This window comes from Corynebacterium lehmanniae (assembly GCF_043161975.1).
GTDB classification, from domain to species: domain Bacteria; phylum Actinomycetota; class Actinomycetes; order Mycobacteriales; family Mycobacteriaceae; genus Corynebacterium; species Corynebacterium lehmanniae.
In genome coordinates this window covers 2,516,675-2,540,800 of record NZ_CP170998.1, presented here as the reverse complement: position 1 = coordinate 2,540,800, position 24,126 = coordinate 2,516,675, and the positions used below count along the sequence as shown (strand labels likewise).

General features: G+C 65.7%; 23 protein-coding genes. 10 read left to right on the top strand and 13 right to left on the bottom strand.

What is annotated here, in order from left to right:
• Nucleotides 1–28 precede the first annotated feature (28 nt).
• The 3 genes from ACF3NP_RS12030 to groL form a co-directional block, all read right to left on the bottom strand.
• Complete coding sequence (locus ACF3NP_RS12030; protein WP_181889115.1) at nucleotides 29–175, bottom strand: hypothetical protein; 147 nt, start codon at nucleotides 173–175, stop codon at nucleotides 29–31.
• 44 nt (nucleotides 176–219) lie between these two features.
• On the bottom strand, nucleotides 220–354 hold the full coding sequence (locus ACF3NP_RS12025; protein ID WP_269511991.1) for a hypothetical protein: 135 nt from the start codon (nucleotides 352–354) through the stop codon (nucleotides 220–222).
• Nucleotides 355–764: 410 nt separating this feature from the next.
• Entirely contained in the window at nucleotides 765–2,405 is a 1,641-nt protein-coding gene (groL, locus tag ACF3NP_RS12020; RefSeq protein ID WP_181889116.1) for a chaperonin GroEL, read from the bottom strand.
• A gap of 401 nt (nucleotides 2,406–2,806) precedes the next feature.
• On the opposite strand from groL, the gene ACF3NP_RS12015 reads away from it, so the two are divergent.
• The 7 genes from ACF3NP_RS12015 to ACF3NP_RS11985 all read left to right on the top strand — a co-directional run bounded on the left by ACF3NP_RS12015 (nucleotide 2,807) and on the right by ACF3NP_RS11985 (nucleotide 10,752).
• Nucleotides 2,807–4,162: a dipeptidase gene (locus tag ACF3NP_RS12015; protein WP_181889117.1), complete on the top strand. Its 1,356-nt coding sequence runs from the start codon at nucleotides 2,807–2,809 to the stop codon at nucleotides 4,160–4,162.
• Nucleotides 4,163–4,329: 167 nt separating this feature from the next.
• Nucleotides 4,330–7,314 (top strand): Na+/H+ antiporter subunit A, encoded by a 2,985-nt coding sequence (locus ACF3NP_RS12010; RefSeq protein WP_181889118.1) that lies wholly within the window; start codon nucleotides 4,330–4,332, stop codon nucleotides 7,312–7,314.
• Nucleotides 7,315–7,809, top strand: a complete 495-nt coding sequence (locus tag ACF3NP_RS12005) for a Na(+)/H(+) antiporter subunit C (protein ID WP_181889119.1) — start codon at nucleotides 7,315–7,317, stop codon at nucleotides 7,807–7,809. It abuts the gene before it with no gap.
• Nucleotides 7,799–9,583 carry a Na+/H+ antiporter subunit D gene (locus tag ACF3NP_RS12000; RefSeq protein ID WP_181889120.1) on the top strand — a complete coding sequence of 595 codons (1,785 nt, stop codon included), beginning with the start codon at nucleotides 7,799–7,801 and terminating at the stop codon, nucleotides 9,581–9,583. The genes ACF3NP_RS12005 and ACF3NP_RS12000 overlap by 11 nt, the downstream gene beginning before the upstream one ends.
• On the top strand, nucleotides 9,583–10,095 hold the full coding sequence (locus ACF3NP_RS11995) for a Na+/H+ antiporter subunit E (RefSeq protein WP_181889121.1): 513 nt from the start codon (nucleotides 9,583–9,585) through the stop codon (nucleotides 10,093–10,095). The genes ACF3NP_RS12000 and ACF3NP_RS11995 overlap by 1 nt, the downstream gene beginning before the upstream one ends.
• Nucleotide 10,096: 1 nt before the next feature.
• Nucleotides 10,097–10,375, top strand: a complete 279-nt coding sequence (locus tag ACF3NP_RS11990) for a monovalent cation/H+ antiporter complex subunit F (protein WP_070474753.1) — start codon at nucleotides 10,097–10,099, stop codon at nucleotides 10,373–10,375.
• Nucleotides 10,372–10,752 (top strand): monovalent cation/H(+) antiporter subunit G, encoded by a 381-nt coding sequence (locus tag ACF3NP_RS11985; protein ID WP_181889122.1) that lies wholly within the window; start codon nucleotides 10,372–10,374, stop codon nucleotides 10,750–10,752. Before ACF3NP_RS11990 ends, ACF3NP_RS11985 begins: the two co-directional genes overlap by 4 nt.
• On the opposite strand, the gene ACF3NP_RS11980 is transcribed toward ACF3NP_RS11985, so the two are convergent.
• Entirely contained in the window at nucleotides 10,742–11,872 is a 1,131-nt protein-coding gene (locus ACF3NP_RS11980; protein WP_181889123.1) for a glutamate--cysteine ligase, read from the bottom strand. The genes ACF3NP_RS11985 and ACF3NP_RS11980 overlap by 11 nt on opposite strands.
• A 327-nt stretch (nucleotides 11,873–12,199) precedes the next feature.
• Between ACF3NP_RS11980 and ACF3NP_RS11975 the strand changes: the two genes are divergently transcribed.
• On the top strand, nucleotides 12,200–13,834 hold the full coding sequence (locus ACF3NP_RS11975) for an IS3 family transposase (protein WP_181889013.1): 1,635 nt from the start codon (nucleotides 12,200–12,202) through the stop codon (nucleotides 13,832–13,834).
• A 166-nt stretch (nucleotides 13,835–14,000) separates the two neighbouring features.
• Here ACF3NP_RS11975 and ACF3NP_RS11970 read toward each other — a convergent pair whose 3' ends face one another.
• From ACF3NP_RS11970 to ACF3NP_RS11950, 5 genes are read right to left on the bottom strand one after another with little or no spacing between them, the layout of a single operon-like run.
• Entirely contained in the window at nucleotides 14,001–15,479 is a 1,479-nt protein-coding gene (locus ACF3NP_RS11970) for a phospholipase D-like domain-containing protein (RefSeq protein WP_181889124.1), read from the bottom strand.
• The gene (locus ACF3NP_RS11965; protein WP_181889125.1) at nucleotides 15,476–16,267 is read right to left on the bottom strand and encodes an exodeoxyribonuclease III; all 792 of its coding nucleotides are present in this window, start codon (nucleotides 16,265–16,267) and stop codon (nucleotides 15,476–15,478) included. Before ACF3NP_RS11965 ends, ACF3NP_RS11970 begins: the two co-directional genes overlap by 4 nt.
• A gap of 5 nt (nucleotides 16,268–16,272) precedes the next feature.
• On the bottom strand, nucleotides 16,273–16,869 hold the full coding sequence (locus tag ACF3NP_RS11960) for a GNAT family N-acetyltransferase, cg3035/Rv0428c family (RefSeq protein WP_181889126.1): 597 nt from the start codon (nucleotides 16,867–16,869) through the stop codon (nucleotides 16,273–16,275).
• 2 nt (nucleotides 16,870–16,871) lie between these two features.
• The gene (locus ACF3NP_RS11955) at nucleotides 16,872–17,912 is read right to left on the bottom strand and encodes a hypothetical protein (protein ID WP_181889127.1); all 1,041 of its coding nucleotides are present in this window, start codon (nucleotides 17,910–17,912) and stop codon (nucleotides 16,872–16,874) included.
• A 17-nt stretch (nucleotides 17,913–17,929) separates the two neighbouring features.
• Complete coding sequence (locus ACF3NP_RS11950; RefSeq protein WP_392398740.1) at nucleotides 17,930–18,508, bottom strand: peptide deformylase; 579 nt, start codon at nucleotides 18,506–18,508, stop codon at nucleotides 17,930–17,932.
• Nucleotides 18,509–18,523: 15 nt separating this feature from the next.
• Between ACF3NP_RS11950 and ACF3NP_RS11945 the strand changes: the two genes are divergently transcribed.
• Entirely contained in the window at nucleotides 18,524–18,748 is a 225-nt protein-coding gene (locus ACF3NP_RS11945; RefSeq protein WP_181889129.1) for a DUF3263 domain-containing protein, read from the top strand.
• A gap of 58 nt (nucleotides 18,749–18,806) precedes the next feature.
• A complete protein-coding gene (locus ACF3NP_RS11940) occupies nucleotides 18,807–20,009 on the top strand; it encodes a LytR C-terminal domain-containing protein (RefSeq protein ID WP_181889130.1) in 1,203 nt (400 codons plus the stop codon).
• Between the two features lie 115 nt (nucleotides 20,010–20,124).
• On the opposite strand, the gene ACF3NP_RS11935 is transcribed toward ACF3NP_RS11940, so the two are convergent.
• From ACF3NP_RS11935 to ACF3NP_RS11920, 4 genes are all read right to left on the bottom strand, one after another.
• The gene (locus tag ACF3NP_RS11935) at nucleotides 20,125–21,759 is read right to left on the bottom strand and encodes an IS3 family transposase (protein ID WP_181889013.1); all 1,635 of its coding nucleotides are present in this window, start codon (nucleotides 21,757–21,759) and stop codon (nucleotides 20,125–20,127) included.
• Nucleotides 21,760–21,986: 227 nt separating this feature from the next.
• Nucleotides 21,987–22,715, bottom strand: a complete 729-nt coding sequence (locus ACF3NP_RS11930; RefSeq protein ID WP_392398739.1) for an ABC transporter permease — start codon at nucleotides 22,713–22,715, stop codon at nucleotides 21,987–21,989.
• Nucleotides 22,708–23,649, bottom strand: coding sequence for an ABC transporter ATP-binding protein (locus tag ACF3NP_RS11925; protein ID WP_392398738.1), 942 nt, complete (start codon nucleotides 23,647–23,649; stop codon nucleotides 22,708–22,710). The genes ACF3NP_RS11930 and ACF3NP_RS11925 overlap by 8 nt, the downstream gene beginning before the upstream one ends.
• Nucleotides 23,642–24,121 carry an NUDIX hydrolase gene (locus tag ACF3NP_RS11920; protein WP_181889134.1) on the bottom strand — a complete coding sequence of 160 codons (480 nt, stop codon included), beginning with the start codon at nucleotides 24,119–24,121 and terminating at the stop codon, nucleotides 23,642–23,644. The genes ACF3NP_RS11925 and ACF3NP_RS11920 overlap by 8 nt, the downstream gene beginning before the upstream one ends.
• Nucleotides 24,122–24,126 lie beyond the last annotated feature (5 nt).

The window sequence follows — 24,126 nt, the reverse complement described above, 5'->3', positions numbered from 1 at the left end:
ACGGGACCTTCGGCTATGCGCGTTACAGTTACGCGACCAGGCCGATCAGCTTGGAGACAGCCTCAGCCAGCTCGCCGAGGTTGCCCAGCAGCTCAACGAGAGCGCCCGGAACCTTGGTGATGCCGTTGGCGCCGGTGCCGGAGGACAGTGCAACCCAGTTGGTCAATGCTTCCATGATGATTCTCCTTTAGAAAAGTTTGTGTCGAGTGAGGTGAAGGCTTACTTAGCCGGCGCGACCTTGGTAGCGAAGTCCAGGAGGGTCTTCGGGGTCTTGGTGAAGAGCTTGGAGAGGTTCTTCGCGAAGGTTGCGAACTGGTCCAGAGCCTTCTTAGCGGACTTGAGATCGAAAGGCATTGATTTCCCCTTTTCGATAGGTGCCAGTGATTGTCTGGCAAAACTTGACAGGTACTGACACCCGGTGGGCGTCACAGGAGGAATTTTGCCACATCGACCAGCTACGTCAAGCGCATTCTCAAAATAGGATTTGCACCACACAGGCAGCTTTAAGCTGGTATGCGTTCACCGAAACGTAACCTTTTCGCGACCGGGCCGATAACCTGCCCCGACTGACGGTCGAAAGTTAACACCAATTGAATTGGTCGCGGAACGTGTAACTCATTCGGTTGCGAGGACGATCTGTACACGCCCAAAACCACCGTCCCCCTGTGACTTTTTACACCAATACGGGGGTGGGGCGGAGCTGACGTCGATAAGCATGAAAAAAGCGCGCCCCGAAGGACGCGCTTTCGAGCCTTAGGGCTGATTTACATCATGCCCATAGCTTCCGGGTCCATGCCCGGGTTCGCAGCACCAGCCGGCTCCGGCTTGTCGGCCACGACAGCCTCGGTGGTGAGGAACAGCGCGGCGATGGACGCGGCGTTCTGGAGCGCAGAACGGGTCACCTTGGCCGGATCGGCGATGCCGCTGGCCAGCATGTCCACGTACTCGCCGGTGGCGGCGTTGAGACCTTCGCCGTCTGGGAGGTTGGCAACCTTGTCGGCCACCACGCCCGGCTCCAGGCCGGCGTTCAGCGCGATCTGCTTCAGCGGGGCGGACAGGGCCTCGCGGACGATCTTCACGCCGGTGGCCTCGTCGCCCTCCAGGCCGAGGTCGTCGGCGAGCTCGTTGGCTGCCTGCAGCAGTGCTACGCCACCGCCGGCGACGATGCCTTCCTCAACGGCAGCCTTCGCGTTGCGCACAGCGTCCTCGATGCGCAGCTTCTGCTCCTTCAGCTCCACCTCGGTGGCGGCGCCGACCTTGATCACCGCAACGCCGCCGGCGAGCTTGGCCAGGCGCTCCTGCAGCTTCTCGCGGTCGTACTCGGAGTCGGAGTTGTCGATCTCGGCGCGGATCTGCTTCACGCGGCCGTCGATCTGCGCCTGGTCGCCAGCGCCCTGGACGATGGTGGTCTCGTCCTTGGTCACCACAACCTTGCGGGCCTGGCCGAGCAGCTCGATGCCGGCGGTCTCCAGCGACAGGCCGACCTCCTCGGAGATGACCTGGCCGCCGGTAAGGATTGCAAGGTCCTGCAGCATCGCCTTACGACGGTCACCGAAGCCCGGCGCCTTCACAGCCACAGACTTGAAGGTGCCGCGGATCTTGTTCACCACGAGGGTGGACAGGGCCTCGCCCTCGACATCCTCGGCGATGATCAGCAGCGGCTTGCCGGACTGCATGACCTGCTCCAGCACCGGCACGAGCTCCTTGACGTTGGAGATCTTGCCGGAGACCAGCAGGATGTACGGGTCCTCGAGCACGGCCTCGCCGCGCTCCATGTCGGTGGCGAAGTATGCGGAGATGAAGCCCTTGTCAAAGCGCATACCCTCGGTGACCTCGAGGTCCACGCCGAACGTGTTGGACTCCTCAACCGTGATCACGGATTCCTTGTTCACGCCACCGTTGCCCACGGCGTACATCGCCTCAGCGATCTTCTTGCCGATCTCCGGGTCAGACGCGGAAATACCGGCGGTGGAAGCGATCTCCTCCTGGGTCTCAACTTCCTTGGCCTGGTCCAGCAGGTATTTGGACACCTTGTCGGTGGCGGCCTGGATGCCGCGCTTGATGCCCATCGGGTTGGAGCCAGCAGCGACGTTGCGCAGACCCTCGCGCACGAGCGCCTGGGCGAGCACGGTAGCGGTGGTGGTGCCGTCGCCGGCGACGTCGTCAGTCTTCTTGGCAACTTCCTTGACCAGCTCGGCGCCGATCTTCTCGTACGGGTCCTCGAGGTCGATCTCCTTGGCGATGGTCACGCCATCGTTGGTGATGGTCGGGGCACCCCAGGACTTCTCCAGCACCACGTTGCGGCCCTTCGGGCCCAGCGTGACCTTCACGGCGTCAGCCAGGGTGTTCAGGCCGTTTTCGAGGCTGCGACGTGCTTCCTCGTCGAATGCAATCATCTTTGCCATGCGAGTGTGTCACTCCTTATATATAGGCGTTCATGGACGATCACTCAGGTCGTCGGTGCAAGCAGGCGCCCGCGACGGCACGGCTGACGAGTGGTCTCAGCCTCACCCGCTTTATCGGTTTGTTTGGCACTCGGTTTGCGTGAGTGCCAGCCACATTTTTAGCACTCGACGGGGTTGAGTGCAAGGAACGCAAGGGGTGTGGAGGATGCCGGGGCGAGGATGCTTACCGCTAGATGCTTACCGGCCCGAGGATGCTTACTGCAGGATGCTTACTTCTCGAGTAGCACGGGCGAGAACGCCGGGGGTTACTCGAACAGTAAGCATCCTGGGGTAAGCATCTAGCCCGGCACCGCCCAGAAATTCCGCCGAGCCGGCCCCGCCAACGCTGCTAGCGTGGTGCCATGACTGACAACACAGCAAACGCCTCGTACACCCCGCAACGCGACCGCATCTTCAACGACCTGTCCAAGCTGGTCTCCTTCAATTCGGTGCACTCCACGCCTGAGCTGGCGGACCAGCACGAGGATGCCTGCGCCTGGACGGTCAACGCCCTGGAGGATCTTGGTCTGGACGTGACTCGCTACCCGACGGTGGATGACGCTGACACGATCGTCGCCAAGCGTGAGCCCAAAAACGGCGCACCGACGGTGCTGCTGTACTCCCACTACGACGTGGTCCCCGCGAACAACCCGGACGCCTGGACGAACAGCCCGTTCGAGCTGACGGAGCGGAACGGCCGTTGGCACGGCCGCGGCGCCGCGGATTGCAAAGGCAACCTGGCCATGCACCTGGAGGCACTGCGCCTGCTGGAGGAAAACGGCGGCACTGACCTGGGCCTGAAGGTCGTGGTCGAGGGCTCGGAGGAGCTCGGCGGCAAGGATGGGCTGGGCAAGCTCATCGTGGAAAAGCCGGAGGTGTTCGAGGCGGACGCGATCCTCATCGCGGACTCCGGCAACGTCGCCGCAGGCGTGCCTACGCTGACCACCTCGCTGCGCGGCGGCGCGCAGGTGAAGGTCACCGTGGAGACGCTGGCGAACCAGGTCCACTCCGGCAGCTTCGGCGGCGGCGCCCCAGACGCCGCGCACGCGCTCGTGGTGATTGCGAATTCGCTTTTCGACGAGCACGGCCGCACCACCATCGACGGCGTCGACACCACATCGAAGTGGGACGGCGACCCTTACGACCGCGAGTCCTTCCGCGCCGACGCCACCGTGCTCGAGGGCGTGCAGCTGCTCGGCACCGCGGACGACGACCCCGCCGACCTGGTTTGGGCGCGCCCGGCGGTGACCATGATCGGGTTCACCTCCACCCCGGTGGCCGAAGCGATGAACGCGGTGAACTCGCGCGCGGAGGCCCAGTTCAACCTGCGCGTGCCGGCCGGCCAGAGTGCAGCCGAGATCGCGCAGAAGATGGAGGAACACATCAAGTCCCACACCCCGTGGGGCGCGAAGGTCGAGGTTGAGGTCAGCGGGGTCAACGAGCCCTTTGCGACGGATCCGTCGGCCGGCGCGGTGGCCGCACTCGGCGAGTGCCTCAAGGAGGCCTACGGCGCCGACAAGCTGTCCGTGGTCGGCTCCGGCGGCTCCATCCCGCTGACCATTACGCTGCAGAACACCTTCCCGGACGCGGAGATCGCACTCTACGGCGTGGAGGAGCCCATGTGCGGCATCCACGGCGTCGACGAATCGGTCGATCCGACAGAGATCGAGCGCATCGCGGTGGCGGAGGCGACTTTTCTTCAGCGCTACGGCAAGTAGCATCAAAAATCGCTACAGTGAATTTCTAACGGCCGCGCCACCGGTGTTGACGCGTAGATACCCAGTTGTCGCTGGAGTGAGTATTTTCTGTGTGAACTCAATGAGCTGCCCCGCTTGAGGCGCGGTGTGCCCTGCACGCACACGACCAGAGGAGGGCCGCGCACCCCGTGCTGAAACTGCTCATCGCGCTCACCGCCGCCACGCTGGCCGCCCCTGTGCTCCTCCGCACGGTGGGCCGCGCCGCGTTCGGCTTACTCGCGCTGGTGCCGCTGGGCGGGTTTATTTGGGTGGCGCGCCTGTTCGCCACCGGGGTATTCCGCGACGGCGGCGAGGTCAAGGCGGCGTTCACGTGGATGCCGTCCACAAACCTCAACTTGGAATTCCGCCTGGATGCGCTCGCGGGGCTGTTCAGTCTGATCATCCTGGGTATCGGCGCACTGGTGCTGTTTTATTGTTGGGGCTATTTCGACTCCAACCCGCGCCGCCTGGCCAAGTTCGGCTTCGAGCTGACGTTTTTCGCCACGGTCATGTACGGCCTGGTCATCGCCGACAACTTCCTGCTCATGTACGTGTTCTGGGAGTTGACGTCGGTGCTGTCCTACATGCTCGTGTCCTATTACGGCGAGCGCGCATCTTCTCGACGGGCCGCCATGCAGGCGCTGATGGTGACCACCCTCGGCGGGCTGGCCATGCTCGTGGGCATCAACCTGCTGGGCTTCAAGGCACAGATTTGGAAGCTGTCGGACATCCCCCAGATCACCGACATTGAAAACACGCCGGCGATCTCCGCCGCCATCGTGCTAATCATGCTGGGCGCGCTGACCAAGTCCGCCCAGTCTCCCTGGCACTTCTGGCTGCCCGGCGCGATGGCCGCACCCACCCCGGTGTCGGCCTACCTGCACTCCGCGGCCATGGTGAAGGCCGGCATTTACCTGGTGGCGCGTCTGGCGCCGGACCTGTCCGCGGTGAACACCTGGCACCTGGTGGTGCTGTCCACCGGCGGGTTCACCATGCTGCTGGGCGGCTGGATGGCGCTGAAGCAGCGGGACCTGAAACTGATCTTGGCGTACGGCACCGTCAGCCAACTGGGCTTTATCACCACCGTCATCGGCGTGGGCTCACGCGAGGCCACCATGGCGGGGTTGGCCATCACGTTCGCACACTCGCTGTTCAAGGCCACGCTGTTCATGGTCGTCGGCGCGATCGACCACACCACCGGCACCCGCGACATCCACGAGCTGTCCGGGCTGGGCCGAAAGCAGCCGCTTTTGGCCACGCTGGCGATCATCTCCGCCGCCTCCATGGCGGGCATCCCGCCGCTGTTCGGGTTCGTGGCGAAGGAGACGGCGCTGGACGCCATCCTGCACGAGGAACTGCTCACCGGCATGCCCGGCAAGATCACCCTCGTGGCGCTTGTGGCCGGCTCGATCCTCACCATGGCGTACTCCCTGTACTTCGTCTACGGCGCATTCGCCACCAAGAGCCAGCCGTGGGAGGACGGGCAATCCGAGGCGGTGCGCGAGATGCACGCCATCAGCCCAAAGCTGTGGCTCTCCCCCGCCGTGCTCACCGCCTGCACCGTGGCCTTCGGCGTGGCGCCGGCGGTGCTGTCGGCGCCGATCAACGAGTACCTCAACGTGCGCTTCCCGGATGTTGCAGGCGCGGACCTTGCGCTGTGGCACGGGTTCACGGTGCCGCTGGTGCTCTCCGGCGTGATCATCTTCGCCGGCGCCATCATGTTCTGGCAGCGCGACGTAGTGGCCAAGGCGCAGTTCGAGCGCCCCGCGCTCGGCGACGCCAACGCGGTGTGGGACACCATCATGAACACGCTGCGCCGCTGGTCGCTGAAGCTGACGGCGTCCACGCAGCGCGGCTCGCTGACCATCAACCTGGCCGTCATCTTCACCTTCCTGGCCGTGGTGCCGCTGGCCGCGCTGATCCTGGGCGATTCCAACAACATCCGGATGCAGGTGTGGGACAACGTCTGGCAGGGCCTGGCCGTCACCGTCATGGCGGGGCTGGCGTTTTTCGCCGCCGTGCAGCGCAACCGCCTCTCCGGCGTGATCCTGGTGGGCCTGACCGGCTACTTCATGGCGCTGATCTTCGTGCTGCACGGCGCGCCGGACCTGGCGCTGACGCAGGCGCTGGTGGAGACCATCGTGATGGTGGTGTTCATGCTGGTGCTGCGCAAGATGCCCACGGAAACGGAGCAGCGCAACGAGGACAACCGCCTGCGCGCCTGGCTGGCCATCGGCACCGGTGTTTCCGTGGTCACGGTGGCGATGACGGCCATGTCCGCGCGCGTCGCCGAGCCGATTTCCAAGTACATGCCGGAGCTGGCCTACGAGATCGGCCACGGCCGCAACACCGTCAACGTGCTGCTGGTGGACCTGCGCGCGGCCGACACGTTCGGTGAGACGCTGGTGCTGGTGGTTGCCGCCACCGGCATCGCCAGCCTGATCTTCGGCACCTTCCGTTTCGACCCGGAGTCGCGCCGGCCCACCCTGTCCACCACTAAGGCGCGCTGGCTCGCCTCCGGCGTGGAGACGGAGACCGCTCAGAACCGCTCCATCCTGGTGGATGTGGTCACGCACCTGCTCTTCCCTTCGATGATGCTGCTGTCGGCCTACTTCTTCTTCTCCGGCCACAACGCCCCGGGCGGCGGGTTCGCCGGCGGGCTCGTCGCCGCGCTTGCGCTGACGCTGCGGTACCTAGCGGGAGGACGTCGAGAAGCAGAAGAAACGCTTCCGGTGCACCCGGGCAAGGTGCTGGGCATCGGCATCATGTTCACCACCGCGGCCGCGGTCGCCCCGATGTTCTTCGGGATGCCGCCGCTGACCTCCTCGTACGCCGAGTTCGACGTGCCGCTGATCGGCGACGTGACGGTGCCGTCCGCGCTGATTTTCGACGCGGGCGTCTACATCATCGTCGTCGGGCTGATCATGCACGTGCTGGCCTCCATGGGCGCCTACCTGGACCGCGAGGAGGACACTCGAAAGCAGCGCGCCCGCGACCGCGCGCGCAAGCTGCAGGCCAAAAACGAGCAACGCCGCAGGCTCATGTCCAGGAACCGCAGAGCCCGTTACAACGAGCGCAGGGCGGCGGCGGCCAGCGGATCGTCCATAAGCAAACGCGAAAGGAGAGGCGAGTAAATGGAAGCGAACCTGTTCCTGCTCATCGGCTCCGGCGTGCTGATCGCGTGCGGCGTGTATCTGATGCTGGACAAGTCCATGACCCGCATGATCATGGGCGTGACCCTGATCGGCAACGGCGCCAACCTGCTGCTTCTGCAGTCCGGCGGGCCCGCCGGCTCCCCGCCGATCATCGGGCGCGACTCCAAAGCGGCCGCCGACAGCGCGGACCCGCTGGCGCAGGCGATGATCCTGACCGCGATTGTGATCTCCATGGCCATGGTCGGGTTCATGCTCGCCCTGGCCTACCGCCAGTACCGCTACCGCACCGACGACATCGTGGAGCGGGACGAGGAGGATCGCGCAATTGCCGCGCGGCCGAAGTCCGCCTCCCCGGACCGCGACAAGTCCGACGACGCGCAGACCGGCAAGGCCAGCCCCTCCGGCGACGAGTTCGGCCCCAAGCCGTTCGAGGACCCGGTGAAGGAAGTCAAGGGAGGCCACGATGCGAAATAGTTTCATGGCCTTCGCCGACTGGGTGCTGCCCGCGATGCCGTACATGATCGTTATGCCGATCATCCTGCCCGCGTTCGCCGCCGGGCTGATCGTGCTGTTCCGCGGCGTGAACCTGCAACGCTTCATCGCCCTGGGGACCCTGGCGGCGCTGACCGTGATCGCCGCGGTGATGATCATCGTCGCCGACACCCACGGCATCCAGACCGTGCAGATGGGCGGCTGGGACGCGCCGGTGGGCATCACGATGGTGGCGGACCGGCTGAGCTCGATCATGCTGTTCGTCTCCTCCATCGTGCTGTTCGCGGTGATGTGGTACGGCATCTCGCAGGGGCTTCGCGACGGCGACGACGACGACCCAGTCGCCGTCTTCCTGCCCACCTACATGCTGCTCAGCATGGGCGTGAACCTGTCCTTCCTCGCCGGCGACCTGTTCAACCTCTACGTCGGCTTCGAGGTGTTCCTGGTGGCCTCCTACGTGCTGCTCACCCTGGGCGCGTCCCCGCAGCGCGTGCGCGCCGGCATCGGCTACGTCATGGTCTCCATGGCGTCGTCCATGGTCTTCCTGTTCGCCCTCGCGCTGGTGTACGCGTCGGTGGGCACCGTGAACATGGCGCAGGCCGGCATCCGCATGGAGGAGCTGCCCAACGGCACCCGCGCCGCCATCTTCGCCACCTTCATCGTGGCCTTCGGCATCAAAGCGGCGATCTTCCCGCTGGACGCGTGGCTGCCGGACTCCTACCCCACCGCTGCCTCCATCGTCACCGCCGTGTTCGCCGGGCTGTTGACCAAGGTGGGCGTCTACGCGTTTATCCGCGTGCGCTCCACCGTGTTCACCGACGGCGCCCTGGATTCCACGCTGATGGTCATTGCGCTTTTGACCATGATCGTGGGTGTGATGGGCGCGATCGCCCAAAACGACATCAAACGTCTGATGTCCTTTACCCTGGTCAGCCACATCGGCTACATGATCTTCGGCATCGCCCTCGGCTCCGTGGCTGGCCTGTCCGGAGCCATCTTCTATGCGGTTCACCACATCCTGGTGCAGACCTCCCTGTTCCTGGTGGTGGGCCTGGTGGAGCGGCAGGCGGGCTCCGCGCAGCTGCGCCGCCTCGGCTCGCTGCTCTACACCGCGCCCGTGATTGCGGTGCTCTACTTTATCCCCGCGCTCAACCTGGGCGGCATCCCGCCACTGTCGGGCTTCCTGGGCAAAGTCATGCTCATCCAGGCCGGCGCGGAGGACGGCTCCTGGCTGGCGTGGGTGCTCATCGGCGGCGCGGTGATCACCTCGCTGCTCACCCTGTACGCCATGATGAACGTCTGGTCCAAGGGGTTCTTGCGCGACCGGGCCGACGCCCCCGAAGGCGACGTCGTCCTGGCGCGCCCCGCGAATCTGGCCGCGCGCGACGAAACCGTCTCCTCCGGCGACCGCGACGACGTCGGCCGCGTGCCCACCGGCATGCTTTTGTCGACCGCGTTCTTGGTGCTTGCGTCGACAAGCATCACGTTCCTCGCTGGCCCGATCTCCAACATCACGGACCGCGCCGCGCAATCCGCCCAGGATCTGTCCATCTACAGAAGCGCCGTGCTTATCGACGACCCTTCGGCCCCCACACGCAACCTCGACGCCTTCCGCGAACAGACCGGCGCCGGCGGCGGCCGGGACTCTCTGGAACACAGGGACTCGTCCCGCCCCGCCGGGCCCACCAGCACCGGTGTGACCACCGAGGTCGTGCCGGAGCCCGTGGACGCTGAATCGAACGAGGTGACCCGCTAATGCTCCAAGGAGTCGCCCACCGCTTCCGCCCGCTGACCGTGGCGTGGCTGACGTTCATGTGGATCCTGCTGATGGGCCAGCTCAGCTGGGGCAACCTCGTCGCCGGGCTGGGCCTGGGGTTGCTCATCGTGCTGGCGCTGCCGCTGCCGCCGGTGCCGCGCAGCGGCAACCGGGTGAACTGGCTGAAGCTCGCCGCGTTCATGGTCGAGTGGTTCTTCGACCTGCTCGTGGCGTCCGCGAAGGTGGCGTGGCTGTCGCTGCGCCGCGCGCCGCAGCCGCGCAACGCCGTGCTGCGCGTGCCCATGCGCCTGAGCAACGAGCTGGTGTTGTACCTGGCCACCTGCGCCTACAACCTGCAGCCCGGCGGCACCGTCACCGACATCGACCTGGCCAACCGCGAATGGACCATCCACGTCCTCGACGCCGAAGGCGACGCCGCCATCGCCCGCGAAATCGCCAACGTGCAGAAACTGGAGCGCCAAATGATCGCCATCTTCGAAGGAGGCCGCTGACATGCACAGCACCGCCTACACCGTCTGCCTCACCGTGGCCGCCGTGTTCCTGGTCGCCGGGTTCTTCATCTTCGCCTGGCGCGCCATCGTCGGCCCCGACTCCATGGACCGCATGCTGGCCAACGACGGCATCACCGCCTCCCTCCAGTGCGCCCTGGCCCTGTACATCTGCTGGACGCTGGACACCACGGTGGTCAACGTCATGATCGTCATCGCCCTGCTCGGCTTCATCGCCACCCTGTCCGTGGCCCGCTTCCGCAAGAGGGACGGTTCCCTATGATTTCCGACATCATCTCGCTGGTGTTCATCCTCCCCGGCGCGTTCATGGTCTTCTCCGCCGCCGTGGGCACCGCCCGGTTCAACTCCACCCTGGCGCGCGTGCACGCCATCACCAAACCCCAAACCACCGGCCTGGTGCTGATGATCACCGGCACCATCATCCGCGTGGTCACCGCCGAGGAATTCAGCGTGCACGAACGCGGCGACATCGGCATGATGGTGCTGCTCGTGATTTTCGCCCTGATGACCAGCCCCGTTACCGCGCAGCGTCTCAGCCGCATCGCGCGACGCGAAGGCCTCTACGGCGACGACGAGCAGCTCACCCGCAACGACCGCCCCGCCAGCTACCACCCGCGGCGCGTCAACCCTAAAGGCTGAGCTCCCACATCTCCGCGCAGGTTGCGTCCACGACGTCCTTCCAATCCCCGGTGCGCTGGTAGATCGCGCGCTGGCGCTCATAGCCAGCGCCGCGCTCGATGATCTCGCGGACCAAGTTCAGCTCGTCGACGCAATCGAGGTCGGCGGCGACGGGCGTGAGCTCGTCGATAAGCAACTGCAACTCGTTTTTGATCCAGTCCTCGTCGGTGTCGCGACTCGTGATCACCAGGGCGTCCATGCCGTAGCGGGCGCCGCGCCACTTGTTCTCCGCGACGTGCCACTGCTGCAGCGTGGGCAACTTCTCGCCGCGCTCGAGCATGCGGTCGTAGTGGACGACCAGGCAATGCGTCAGCGCCACGACGGCCGCGAGCTCGCGTAGGTTACTCGTGGCGTCCGAGATGCGCACCTCGACGGTGCCCCACTTCGCGGCCGGGCGGACGTCGAAATGCATGGAGCCCGTGTGGTTGATCACGCCCGACGTCTGCTGGTCGCGCATGAAACCGACCCACTCGTCCCAGCTCTGGAATTGATACGGCATGCCCGCGGTGGGAAGCTGCTGGTACAGCATCGTGCGGTTCGACGCGTAAGACGTGTCGATGCCGTCCCACCCCGGGCTCGACGCGGAAATGGCCAGCAGGTGCGGGTACTTGGTCATCACCGCGTTGATGATCGGCCACACCTTGTCCTCGTGACTGATGCCGACGTGGCAGTGGATGCCCCACAGCAGCATGTGCTGGCCCCAGTACTGCGTGCGGTTGACGATCTCCTCGTACGTGTGCTTCGGACTCAGCGGATTCGTGCGGAAATCCGAAAACGGGTGGCCGCCACTTGCCCAGAGTTTCAGGCCCATCTCGTCGGCGACCTCCTTGACCGCGTTGAGGTCTTTTTGCAGGGCCTGCACCGCTTCCTTAGTGTTGGTGCAGATCGGCGTGACCAGCTCGATGGTGTTCTGCAGGAACTCCGGCTCGAGATGGACGTCCGGGTGGCGGGCCTGCACCTTTTCAATCACTTCGGCGGCGCAGGGCACCAAGTCGCGCGTGACCGGGTCGACGAGGCAAATCTCCCACTCGACGCCGAGGGTGGGGCCGTCGGACCTGGCAAAATCGCGGAATGGATCCATAATGGACGAGCCTATCCTCTGCGGCGGCTGGGGCGGGTGCCGGAGGCGGGTTTATATGCGCGGGGTGGGTTGGGCTTTCGGTGCGCTGGCTTGCGGGGGCGCGCCGCCCCAACCCGCCAATGCGCCGAAACCGGCTACCTAGAACCGGTTACCCGCTTGATTGGGAGCGCGGACAAAAAGTTGGAGTGTTGGGGGCTGGAAGGTATTCCGATGCCCGCAGGTTTTCCATCTGATATCCGCGTTGGTGCGGTTGAGAGGTTTTTGGCTGGGTCGTCTGCCCGTGAGGTCTGCGACTGGGCTGAACACGCGTGTGGTCGCCGACCGTCGGTGGCCACGGTCGGCAACTGGGTTGCGGCCAAGCGTCGTGGCCAGAGCTTGGACGGTACGCGACGCGCCTACGACGCTGAGACCATCGCAAAAGTTGTCGCACGCAGATTGACCTCGCAGGCGACAGTGCGTGACATTGCCGTGGAGTTCGATGTCCACGACACCGCGGCACTGACCTGGACGAAGCGGTTTTGGCCCGACGATGACGAACGCGATTCGGCAGCGTCGATGACTTTCGACGAGGCCTATGCGGCGACAATGGAACGCGTGAGCAAACACCGCAAAGTCCAACGCAACCATCAGCAGCAGCGAGTCGATGAGGCAGCCAATGCGAAGAAACCACCCCGGCCAGTCAACGAGTGGCTGCCAGGGCCTGGGCCGATAGACGATATCGCTGATTTACCCAGTGACATGGACGAGCTGAAAAAACTCGTTGTTGAGATGCGCGACCGGGAAACGGTCAAAGACGCCATTATCCACGTGCTCATGAGCGATGGTGAGCCACGGGGAAAAGACAACGTCCGCGACGGTGAGTCGCGGGGAAAAGACGACGTCCGTGACGGTGAGCTGTCCACCGCGGCGAAAGCCGCAGTGGTGGTTGCCCTCACGGACGCCCACGAGTTTTCCATCGCTCGAGCATGCGCGGTCGTTGGGATTGCGCAGTCGACGTTTTACTACCACCGACACAAACACACGCAGGTAGTGCAACAGCGCGAACAGCGCCACGCTGCACTCAAACCGCTGATCTTGCAGGCAGCCGCCGAATCCGGGCAAAGCTACGGCTACCGGCGCATCCACGCCTGGTTAAAGATCATGGGGCATACAGTGTCGGAAAAGATCGTGCGCACCCTCATGAAAGAGCTTGGGTGCCGCCCGCCGGCGAAGGCGTCGGGCAAGTACTCCTCCTACACCGGTGAAACCGACCACAAACCGGCAAACCTGCTGCTGATCACCCCACCCGACAGCAGCGACGGGGATGCGGATTCGGATGCGGCCCGGCCGGTTGTTGCACCGTCGCAGTATTTCATCGACCACGCCGACACTCAGGGGCTGACCCACGATTTCCACGCGGATGCCCCGTGGGAGAAAATCGGCACCGACGTCACCGAAATCCACTGCCCAGACGGGAAGTTGTTCCTGTCGGCAGCGATCGATTTCTACGACGGGATGCCGATTGCGGTCACCATGTCGACGTCGCCGAATCACGACTTGGTCGCCGAGATGATCGCGCGAATCGACGAGGTAAAACCCGACGGTGCGCAACCGATTATCCATTCCGACCGTGGCGGGCTCTACCGCAGTGAACGCTGGGTCAGCCTGATCACCGACCACACCCACAACATCCTGGATTGCCCCGACTGCCAGGCCGATGCGTGGTGCGACACCCGGTGGCGATACATCCCGTCACTGTCACGCAAAGCCACCAGCGGCGACAACGCGCGCACCGAAGGGTTCTTCGGCACGATGAAACAAGAACTGCTCAAAGGCAGGCCTGTGGTGTCAACGATGACGGTGGAGCAAATGCGCGACTATATTGACACCTACATCGACTTCTACATTCACAGACGATTGAAGTCGACACTCGGCGACGGCTACACCACCATCGCCGAACACCGACAAGCACTGAGTGCATAACAACGAGACAAAGTCCCCCAAATGCACTCCAAGAATTTGTCCGCATCCCCTAAAACGCCTGGTAGCCGGTTGTAGGTAGCCGGTTTAGCGGTGGGGGCGAGGAGGCGGAGGCGGCCGGGCCGGGGCACCACCGCGCACCACCGCGCACCACCGCGCACCGCGACCCCTACTGCAGCGCCGACGTCAGCTTCATCACGTTGTCCACGTACCGCCGGTACCAGGGCCTGCGCGCCCACCGCTCCAGCGTCAGCTCTCGCGAGACGGCCTGGTAGTTCGCGCCCAGCTGCTCCAGCGCCGGCAGCAAAGCGCCGGACGCGACGAGCAGGGAGGATTCGTAGTTCAGCGAGAACGAGCGGATGTCCATGTTGGAGGACCCGAGCACGCCGACGGCGCCCTCGCGCCCGGGATCGGCAAGCACGAACTTTGTGTGCAGCACGTACGGGGCGGGGAATTCCCAGATGCGCACCCCGGCTTCCAGCAGCGCCTCGTAGTACGCGGACTGCGCGTGCTGCACCATGAACTGGTCGGCCTTTTCGCCGACGAAGAGGTCCACGCGCACGCCGCGGTAGCACGCGGAGGTGATGGCCTCCAGCAGCGATTCCTCGGGCACGAAGTACGGCGAGCACAGCGTGAGCTGCTCTTTCGCGTTGTGGACGATGGAGTTGAACATGCGCAGGTTCGGCTCGGTGAGGTATCCGGGCCCGGAGGGGACAAGCTGGAGCACATCGCCTGTCGACGGCTCCGCCACCCCCTCACCAGCCCCAGCACCGGAACCAGCCACCACGTCGAGCGTCTCGCCGGATTCGGTGTACCAGTCCACGGCGAACATGGACTCGACGGACTCCACGATCGGCCCCTCCAGCTCCACGAAAGCGTCGACCCACTGGCGCCCGGCCTTCACATGGCCGGGCATGAGGTAGCCGCGGTCGATGAGGTTGAACGAGCCGACGAACGCCACCTCAGAGTCGATGACCACCACTTTGCGGTGGTTGCGCAGGTCGGGGCGGCGCCAGCGGCCGCGCAAGGGAGCTAGGGGCAGCATCATGTGCCAGTCCACGCCGATGTCGGTAAGCCGCTTCTTCAAAGCCCGGAAGCCGGGGTATTTGGCGGAGCCGATGTGGTCGAAAAGCAGCCGCACGTGCACTCCCCGCGCGACGGCGCGCTGCAGCGCCCGGAACACCACGTCCGTTGTGTCGTCCCAGGCGACGGCATAGATTTCGATGGAGATGGTGGCGGATGCTTCGTCGATAAGCTTGGCTATCCGCAGCATCGTTTTGCGGTAGTCCGCCCACAGCGCGCGCACCTCGCCGCGGACGGCGGGGTAGCCGGTGAGTTCGCGGTTGAGGCGCACCAGCGAGGCGGTTTCGGGCGGCAGGTGGGCGATGGTGTCGTCGGGGCCCGCCCACGCGCCGTCGAGCGCGCGGCGCGCCTGGACTTGGATGCGGTGGCGGCGGCGCGAGACGAATGTGGAGCCGAACAGCAGGTACAGCGGCAGGCCCACTACCGGCAGCAGCAGGATCAAAAGCAGCCAGGCGTTGGCGGAGGAGGGTTTGCGCCCGCCGGGGACCACGCCGATCATCACGAACTTGATGGCGTAATCCACCACCATGGCGGCGAACTGCCACCAGGACAAATCCAGGCTCATCGCACCTCGTCGTAGGCCAGGCCGCGGGTGTCGTAGTCCACGATCACGGGCGCGTGGTCGGACGCGCCCTTGCCCTTGCGCTCCTCCACGTCAACGAACGCGCGTTGGACCCGGTCGAACATGGGCTTGGTGGCCAGCTGGAAGTCGATGAGCATGCCCTCGTTCTTCTGAAAGCGCATGGCTTTGTAGTCCCAGAACGTGTACTGCTGCTCGTGCGTGACCTCGTGCAGCCCGGCCTCCAGCAGTATCTGGAACGCGGCGCGCTCCGGCTCCGTCACGTGCGTTTTGCCCTCGAACCAGGCGACGTCCCACACGTCCTCGTCGCGGGGTGCGACGTTGAAGTCGCCCATGTACACCTGCAGCTCCCCGGGGTCGACCTGGTCCGCCAGGGACCACAAAAACTGCAGCTTGTAGTCGTAGTGCGGGTCGCCGATGTCGCGGCCGTTGGGCACGTACAGGCTCCACACGTCCACCCCGCCGCACACCGCACCCACCGCGCGCGCCTCCACCGACGGGTCGCCCTTTTTGGCAAACGCGGGCTGGCGGGTGAAGCTGTCGCGGACGTTGTCCAGCCCCACGCGCGAGGCGATCGCCACGCCGTTCCACTGGCTGACCCCCACGTGCGCGACTTCGTAGCCTGCGGCTTCGAAGGTGGCGTAGGGGAACTTGTCGTCCGCGGTTTTGGTTTCCTGCATCGCCAGCACGTCCACGTCCTCGCGTTCGAGGAAGGCGGCGATCCGCTCGGCGCGGGTGCGCACCGAGTTGACGTTCCATGTGGCGATTCGCATGCGGCCTAGCCTAGCGCCAGCCGCCTACGGTGGTGCTCCAGCGCCCCTTCGGGCACTTCGCCTATCGACGCCACGCCAAAGGCCTCCCCCGCAACCCAGACAACCTGCTCGTCCCGGAGCTCCCATGCGTGATCGAGCACCTTCAGCGCCGGTTTGCCGATCCGCTCCGGGATGACCAGCCGCACCGGCAGGTCGCGCTGGTCGTAGAAGGACCGGATGGCGTCGATAGGCAAGGGCTCGAAGCCCGCCGAGGGGCCGAGCGGGACCGCGGAGTTGGCCTCCTCGGTGTCGCCGACGCGCATGAGCCAGCCGCCGGCCCACGCGGATTCGCGCACGTCGAGGCGGTCTGCGAGGCATTTTTCCAGCCCGCGGATCTCCGAGTTGCGCACGGTACGTGGGGAGAGCTTCTTGATGATGTGCAGGTCCGTGACCTCGATCGCCTCCTTGGAGGAGGGGAAGCCGCCGACCTCCTGCGGGCGTATCACCAGCGGGTCGAGGCTGAGGACGTGCCCGATGATGTCGCTGGCGTGCTCGCCGCGGCGCTGGCGCACCACGACGCGATCGCCCACCGCGACGTCGTCTGAGCGGAAAATCCGGGACACGCCTACTTGCGGGCCCCGCGCGGGCGGATCGCGCCGGTCAGCACCAGGGCAGCGCCGATCATCAGCGAGAGCATGCCGATGGCGATCAGGGCGCGCATCGGGGTGCCGGTGTCGGCGAGGTCGTCGTCGCGTTCGTCATCGTCCTCGGTCGTGGTGGCCGACGACGTCTTCGACGTGGTGGACGAGGATGAGGTGGGTGTGGTCGAGCTGGACGTCGCCGACGTGGTGCGGTTTTCCAGCACCGTGCGGCTGCTCGACGTGGTGGTCGAGGACGCGGTGGTGGTTGCGGAGGTGTCCGTGGTGGTGGACGAGGAAGAGCTGGTCGACGAGTCCGTGGTGGTGGACGAGGTCTCCGTCGTCGTGGTGTCCGTGGTGGTGGTTTCGTCGGTGGAGGTTTCGGTGTCCTGGAGACGCTCCACGCTGTGCGTCACCTCGGGGCCGAACGCGGGGGAGGTGCTGCTTTCGGTGCTGGCCGGCGCGCTGGTGGCCGGCGTAGTGACGACAGCCGGGGACGTCGACGGGGTGGTCGGCTCCTCGACCACCGTCGGTGTGGTCGCCTCCTCCGCATCGCGCGTCCGCTCCGCGCCGGGGATGCCGAACACGATCGGGGCGTCGCCGGTTTCGGAGCGCTCGAACGCGTCGATCGCGGTGGTGCCCAGGATCCCGCCGAGGCCCTCGATGGGGGCGGGCACGACCACGGGTTCGTCGTCAGGCAGAAGCTCCGCGCGCAGCTGGCGCACGCCGGCGCGCTCGCGCTTCAGCGTCTTCGCAGCCTCGTCGAAGGTGGCCTCCTCTTCCTCGGTCAGGCCGTCCTCGGTGGCGTCCTCGCGCAGCTCGGCCAGCTCGTCGGAGGCCGCGATGAGCTCCTTGCGCCAGGCGATGAGCACGTCTCGCACCTCGTCGTCGGTCTCTGCGCTGTTGATGGCGGTGATGGAGGTCTCGTGGGTGGCGGAGACGTCGTCAAGCAATTGCTCGACTGGCTCCGCGGGCGTCGCCGGAGCGAGGGTGAGCGACGCGGCGGCGATGGCGGCGGGGATACGCATGGCGATATCTTAGCGCGTTAGTCGTCGTGGCCGAACGGATCTTCGTCCGTGCCCGGAAGCCAAGTGTGGCCGGCTTCCTTCCAGCCGTTGTCGCGGATCACGCGCTTGGCCTCCTTCTTGTAGCGGCCCGTGAGCACGTCCGTGTACAAAAAGCCGTCCAGGTGACCCGTTTCGTGCTGCAGGCAGCGGGCGAAAAAGCCGGTGCCCTCGATCTCAATCTCGTTGCCGTTTTCGTCCAGGCCGGTCACTTTCGCCCAGTCCGCGCGGCCGGTGGGCCAGCCGTAGCCCGGCACGGACAGGCAGCCTTCGTCGTCCTCGCCGGTGTCGGCGGGCATGGTCTTGGGGATCTCGGAGGTCTCCAGCACCGGGTTGATCACGGTGCCGCGGCGCATCTGATCGCCGTCCGGGCAGTGGTAGACGAAGATGCGCAGCGGCACGCCGATCTGGTTGGCGGCCAGGCCCACGCCGTGGGCGGCGTCCATGGTTTCGTGCATGTCGGCGATGAGCTCCTGCAGCTCCTCGACGGGCTGCGTGACTTCCTTGGTCGGCTCATGCAGCACCGGGTCGCCGTGGATAACGATGGGTCGGATGGTCATGCCAATATATTAGGCATGCTTACCGAGACCGACCTTTCCGTGCTCCGCTTCGCCGCGCGCGCCCCCAGGTCGATCGGCGCGCGCGAGGATGCGGTGCGCGCTGAGCTGGGCATGCAGCCCATCCGCTACTACCAGCATCTCAACCGGTTGCTCGACTCGCCCGATGCGCTCGCGGCCGAGCCCCAGCTGGTGCGGCGTTTGCAAAGGCTTCGCGACGACCAAAGGTCCCCCAACCTCTAGTTCAGCTTTACGGTGTGTTGCGCCTGGATTCCGAGGCGGTGTGGTTAGAGTTGCCGATGTGACTAACGACAACTATGGCAACAACCGTCCCGACTTCGAGTTCGAGCCGGGCTCCGGCTCCACGCGCTACACCGGCAACTCCGACTCGTTTGGCGGCGCGTACGACGAGGCGTACGACGGCTCGTACGATGCCGAGCCGATCGACGCCGAAATCGTCGACGACACCGAGTACCGCGGCGCCCACCGCCGCGACGACGACTCCGAGTACATCGAGGACGTTGATTACGGTGCCGGTTACGGTGCTGGCCAGGCCGGGTACGCCGACGACACCCGCCACCTCCCCGGCGCAGGCGCCGCCGCGGCGGGCGCAGCTGGTGCAGGTGCCGGTGCCGCCGGCGCGCGCCGCCGCTCCCGCAACGCCGACGACGCGATTTACGACGAGCCCTACGACGGCGCCTACGAGGAGGATTACGACGGCGAGCCGAAGGGACGTCGTAAGGCAGCTGCTGCTGGCGGCGCCGCGGAAGGCGGCCTGCCGAAGCGCGGCCTGGCGATGATCCTGATCGCCGTGGCGGCGCTGCTGGCGCTGTGGGGGATTTGGAAGATGACGCAGGACGACAAGGGCGGCGACGGCGAAGGCGCCGCCCCGGCCTCGTCGACCGTGGTGGGCTCCTCCGCAGCCGCCCCCGCCGGCGACGGGGCTGGTCAGAACGGCCAGGGCGCTGACGGCGCTGGCCAGGGTGCCGAGGGCCAGGGCGGCGCAGCAACGGGCGCCGATCAAAACACCCAGACCACCGACGGCCAGCCGGCCCAGGATCCGAACGCGCAGGACCCGAACGCCCAGCGTCCGGAGGGCGCCGAGGGCCAGGGCGAGAACGGCCAGCCCGCACCGGCGCCGGCCCCGGCACCGGCGGGCGCGGGCCTCGACAACGCGTCGGCCCAGGTGTACGTCTACAACAACTCCGGCACCCCGGACCTGGCCAGCCGCACCGCGGACCAGCTGAAGGGCCAGTACAACGTCGCCAACAGCTCCCCCGACGCCGCGGTGATGAACATGCCGGAGCAGGTCTACGGCGTCTTCCCGGAGACCTACGTCTTCTTCGACCCGGCCGTCCCGGGCGCTGAGCAGGTGGCGGCAGACATCGCCCGCCGCGTCGGCGGCGCCGCCCGCGCGAAGGGCGACCTCCCCGAGGGTGCGACGAGCATCCCGGAGCAGGCCGCGAACAACAGCGCCGCCGTGGCGGTGGTCCTGGCGGGCTAGTCCCGCGCGCCCAGAGCGCCCCCTCCCAAAAACCGGCTACCTAGAACCGGCTACCAAGCGAAAATGGGGATGCGGACAAATTCTTGGAGTGCATTTGGGGGACTTTGTCTCGTTGTTATGCACTCAGTGCTTGTCGGTGTTCGGCGATGGTGGTGTAGCCGTCGCCGAGTGTCGACTTCAATCGTCTGTGAATGTAGAAGTCGATGTAGGTGTCAATATAGTCGCGCATTTGCTCCACCGTCATCGTTGACACCACAGGCCTGCCTTTGAGCAGTTCTTGTTTCATCGTGCCGAAGAACCCTTCGGTGCGCGCGTTGTCGCCGCTGGTGGCTTTGCGTGACAGTGACGGGATGTATCGCCACCGGGTGTCGCACCACGCATCGGCCTGGCAGTCGGGGCAATCCAGGATGTTGTGGGTGTGGTCGGTGATCAGGCTGACCCAGCGTTCACTGCGGTAGAGCCCGCCACGGTCGGAATGGATAATCGGTTGCGCACCGTCGGGTTTTACCTCGTCGATTCGCGCGATCATCTCGGCGACCAAGTCGTGATTCGGCGACGTCGACATGGTGACCGCAATCGGCATCCCGTCGTAGAAATCGATCGCTGCCGACAGGAACAACTTCCCGTCTGGGCAGTGGATTTCGGTGACGTCGGTGCCGATTTTCTCCCACGGGGCATCCGCGTGGAAATCGTGGGTCAGCCCCTGAGTGTCGGCGTGGTCGATGAAATACTGCGACGGTGCAACAACCGGCCGGGCCGCATCCGAATCCGCATCCCCGTCGCTGCTGTCGGGTGGGGTGATCAGCAGCAGGTTTGCCGGTTTGTGGTCGGTTTCACCGGTGTAGGAGGAGTACTTGCCCGACGCCTTCGCCGGCGGGCGGCACCCAAGCTCTTTCATGAGGGTGCGCACGATCTTTTCCGACACTGTATGCCCCATGATCTTTAACCAGGCGTGGATGCGCCGGTAGCCGTAGCTTTGCCCGGATTCGGCGGCTGCCTGCAAGATCAGCGGTTTGAGTGCAGCGTGGCGCTGTTCGCGCTGTTGCACTACCTGCGTGTGTTTGTGTCGGTGGTAGTAAAACGTCGACTGCGCAATCCCAACGACCGCGCATGCTCGAGCGATGGAAAACTCGTGGGCGTCCGTGAGGGCAACCACCACTGCGGCTTTCGCCGCGGTGGACAGCTCACCGTCACGGACGTCGTCTTTTCCCCGCGACTCACCGTCGCGGACGTTGTCTTTTCCCCGTGGCTCACCATCGCTCATGAGCACGTGGATAATGGCGTCTTTGACCGTTTCCCGGTCGCGCATCTCAACAACGAGTTTTTTCAGCTCGTCCATGTCACTGGGTAAATCAGCGATATCGTCTATCGGCCCAGGCCCTGGCAGCCACTCGTTGACTGGCCGGGGTGGTTTCTTCGCATTGGCTGCCTCATCGACTCGCTGCTGCTGATGGTTGCGTTGGACTTTGCGGTGTTTGCTCACGCGTTCCATTGTCGCCGCATAGGCCTCGTCGAAAGTCATCGACGCTGCCGAATCGCGTTCGTCATCGTCGGGCCAAAACCGCTTCGTCCAGGTCAGTGCCGCGGTGTCGTGGACATCGAACTCCACGGCAATGTCACGCACTGTCGCCTGCGAGGTCAATCTGCGTGCGACAACTTTTGCGATGGTCTCAGCGTCGTAGGCGCGTCGCGTACCGTCCAAGCTCTGGCCACGACGCTTGGCCGCAACCCAGTTGCCGACCGTGGCCACCGACGGTCGGCGACCACACGCGTGTTCAGCCCAGTCGCAGACCTCACGGGCAGACGACCCAGCCAAAAACCTCTCAACCGCACCAACGCGGATATCAGATGGAAAACCTGCGGGCATCGGAATACCTTCCAGCCCCCAACACTCCAACTTTTTGTCCGCGCTCCCAAATCGCCTGGTAGCCGGTTGTAGGTAGCCGGTTTGGGATGCACTGAGAGGCGCAGAACCCCCTACGCGTCGCGGGTCTCCAGCAGCACCACGCCGATGATCCACGCCGCCACGGCCCACACCGCGAAGATCAGAAGCGACACGGGCAGCGTCCAGTTCGCGGGACTGTTGGTCATAAACGCCATGAGGTTGCCAAACGGCAGGAACTTGGCCACGTCGGCGCCGTAGCGCGGGATGAACCCGACGATGGATTCGATCAGCAGCATCATGCCCATGCCGGTGACCACGGCGCCGGCGGTGTTGCGCGTGATCCAGCCGACGCCCTGCTGGAACAGGGTGATCAGGGCCATGCCGAGGGGGATGGCCCACAGGGCGCGTCGGGAGGCGGTGTTGCTCACCCAGTTCGCGGGCACGGGCGCGGTGAGGTCGCCGACCGTAAACGCGACGGCAAGCCCCAGGAAGGTCGCCAGCGCAGCCAAAACAGCCCCGAGCACAAGCTTTGCGACGGCCACCTGCCACCGCTTCGGCGCAACCCTGAAGTTCGTCGGCGGGATGCCGAACCGGTACTCGGTGGTCACGGCCATGGAGGCCTGCACGATCACGACGATCGCGGTGATCAGCGCCATCGTGGCGGCGACGGTCAGGGGCGCGTACGGCATGCCGCCGAGTTTGGAGGCGAAACCGAACAGAGCACCGAAGAAGGCGCCGAAGACGAGGATCAGCGCGGAGTTCCACCAGAAGGAGGCGGTGGAGCGCAGTTTGGTCCACTCGGCGGGGAACAGGTTAAGCATTACTACCTCCGGAGACGTACTGGGCGTGGCCCTCGGTGGATTGCATGTAGGCATCTTCGAGGGAGGCGCGGCGCTCGGACAGCTCGGACAGGGCGATGCCGGCGGCGAAGGCGACGCGGCCGACGTCGTCGGAGGTGCGGTCCGGGACCTCGAACACGGCGCGTCCGTCCCCATCGACCGCGCGCTTGAACGGCATGGCCACATCGGCGTGCTGCAGCGCGGCGGCCAACGCGGCCGCGGCGTCCTCGGTGGGGGTGCGCACGATGGTGGTCACACCGGAGTTTTCGCGGATGAACTCGGCCACGGACGTGTTGGCCACCAGGCGGCCGCGGCCGATGATGATCAGGTCTTCGGCGGTCTGCGCCATCTCGGCGAGCAGGTGGGAGGACACGAGCACGGTGCGCCCCTCCGCCGCCAGGGACTGCAGCAGCTCGCGCACCCAGCGGATGCCGGCGGGGTCGAGGCCGTTGACGGGCTCGTCCAGGATCAGGTACTCCGGGTCGCCGAGCAGCGCCGCCGCGATGCCGAGGCGCTGCCCCATGCCCAGGGAGAATCCGCCGACGTTCTTGCCAGCCACATCCGTCAACCCCACCAGCTCGAGCACCTCGTCGACGCGGGTGCGCGGCAGCCCGGCGGCTTGCGCTTGCCAGAGCAGGCTGGCGCGGGCGGAGCGGTTGGGGTGGACACCTTTGGCGTCGAGAAGCGCGCCCACTGTGCGCGACGGATTTTGCAGCGAGCGGTAGGGCACGCCGTTAATGTGCGCGGTGCCGGATGTTGGGCGGTCCAGCCCCAGGATCATGCGCATGGTGGTGGATTTCCCTGCGCCGTTGGGGCCGAGGAAGCCGGTGACGACGCCGGGTTTGACGGTGAACGTGAGGTCGTCAACCGCTTGGACGGCGCCGTACCGTTTGGTCAGGCCTTGCACTTCAATCATGCGGTTCAGTATGCACCATGGCTTTGGCGAGCACATTGCTTAGCGACGCCGCAAAGCCCGGGTGCAGCTCAAACCCCGAAACCTCCGCCAGGGGCACCCAGCGCAGTTCCTCCGACTCCTCGTTGGCGGTCACGGCCAGCGGTGCCTCGCACAGCGCGATGACGGTGGTGTAGCTCCACTCCGGCAGGTCCGTGGTGACCAGCTCTTCGACCACGTCGATGCGGCCCGGGTCGATGGCGCACTCCTCCACGGACTCGCGAACGGCCGCCTGCGCTGGGGTTTCGTGGCTGTCGCGGGCGCCGCCGGGGATGCCCCAGGTGCCGCCCTGGGCGGTCCAGCCGGCGCGGTGCTGCAGCAGCACTTTCGCGTCCGCTCCGTTACCGGCGACGAGGAAGAGGCCGGCGGCGCCGAAGCGCCCCCAGAGTCGTGTGCCGTCGGGTGTGGTGACCCAGCCGTTTCCGTCGCCAAGCATGGCCC

What these genes read in the sequence shown, in the direction of transcription:
- ACF3NP_RS12000 (WP_181889120.1), top strand. Translation starts at nt 7,799, where the DNA reads ATGCGAAATAGTTTCATGGCCTTCGCCGACTGGGTGCTGCCCGCGATG.
- ACF3NP_RS11925 (WP_392398738.1), bottom strand. Translation starts at nt 23,649, where the DNA reads ATGATTGAAGTGCAAGGCCTGACCAAACGGTACGGCGCCGTCCAAGCG.
- ACF3NP_RS11980 (WP_181889123.1), bottom strand. Translation starts at nt 11,872, where the DNA reads ATGGATCCATTCCGCGATTTTGCCAGGTCCGACGGCCCCACCCTCGGC.
- ACF3NP_RS11985 (WP_181889122.1), top strand. Translation starts at nt 10,372, where the DNA reads ATGATTTCCGACATCATCTCGCTGGTGTTCATCCTCCCCGGCGCGTTC.
- ACF3NP_RS11950 (WP_392398740.1), bottom strand. Translation starts at nt 18,508, where the DNA reads ATGACCATCCGACCCATCGTTATCCACGGCGACCCGGTGCTGCATGAG.
- ACF3NP_RS11945 (WP_181889129.1), top strand. Translation starts at nt 18,524, where the DNA reads ATGCTTACCGAGACCGACCTTTCCGTGCTCCGCTTCGCCGCGCGCGCC.
- ACF3NP_RS12025 (WP_269511991.1), bottom strand. Translation starts at nt 354, where the DNA reads ATGCCTTTCGATCTCAAGTCCGCTAAGAAGGCTCTGGACCAGTTCGCA.
- groL (WP_181889116.1), bottom strand. Translation starts at nt 2,405, where the DNA reads ATGGCAAAGATGATTGCATTCGACGAGGAAGCACGTCGCAGCCTCGAA.
- ACF3NP_RS12015 (WP_181889117.1), top strand. Translation starts at nt 2,807, where the DNA reads ATGACTGACAACACAGCAAACGCCTCGTACACCCCGCAACGCGACCGC.
- ACF3NP_RS12005 (WP_181889119.1), top strand. Translation starts at nt 7,315, where the DNA reads ATGGAAGCGAACCTGTTCCTGCTCATCGGCTCCGGCGTGCTGATCGCG.
- ACF3NP_RS11970 (WP_181889124.1), bottom strand. Translation starts at nt 15,479, where the DNA reads ATGAGCCTGGATTTGTCCTGGTGGCAGTTCGCCGCCATGGTGGTGGAT.
- ACF3NP_RS11920 (WP_181889134.1), bottom strand. Translation starts at nt 24,121, where the DNA reads ATGCTTGGCGACGGAAACGGCTGGGTCACCACACCCGACGGCACACGA.
- ACF3NP_RS11930 (WP_392398739.1), bottom strand. Translation starts at nt 22,715, where the DNA reads ATGCTTAACCTGTTCCCCGCCGAGTGGACCAAACTGCGCTCCACCGCC.
- ACF3NP_RS11965 (WP_181889125.1), bottom strand. Translation starts at nt 16,267, where the DNA reads ATGCGAATCGCCACATGGAACGTCAACTCGGTGCGCACCCGCGCCGAG.
- ACF3NP_RS11955 (WP_181889127.1), bottom strand. Translation starts at nt 17,912, where the DNA reads ATGCGTATCCCCGCCGCCATCGCCGCCGCGTCGCTCACCCTCGCTCCG.
- ACF3NP_RS11995 (WP_181889121.1), top strand. Translation starts at nt 9,583, where the DNA reads ATGCTCCAAGGAGTCGCCCACCGCTTCCGCCCGCTGACCGTGGCGTGG.
- ACF3NP_RS12030 (WP_181889115.1), bottom strand. Translation starts at nt 175, where the DNA reads ATGGAAGCATTGACCAACTGGGTTGCACTGTCCTCCGGCACCGGCGCC.
- ACF3NP_RS11990 (WP_070474753.1), top strand. Translation starts at nt 10,097, where the DNA reads ATGCACAGCACCGCCTACACCGTCTGCCTCACCGTGGCCGCCGTGTTC.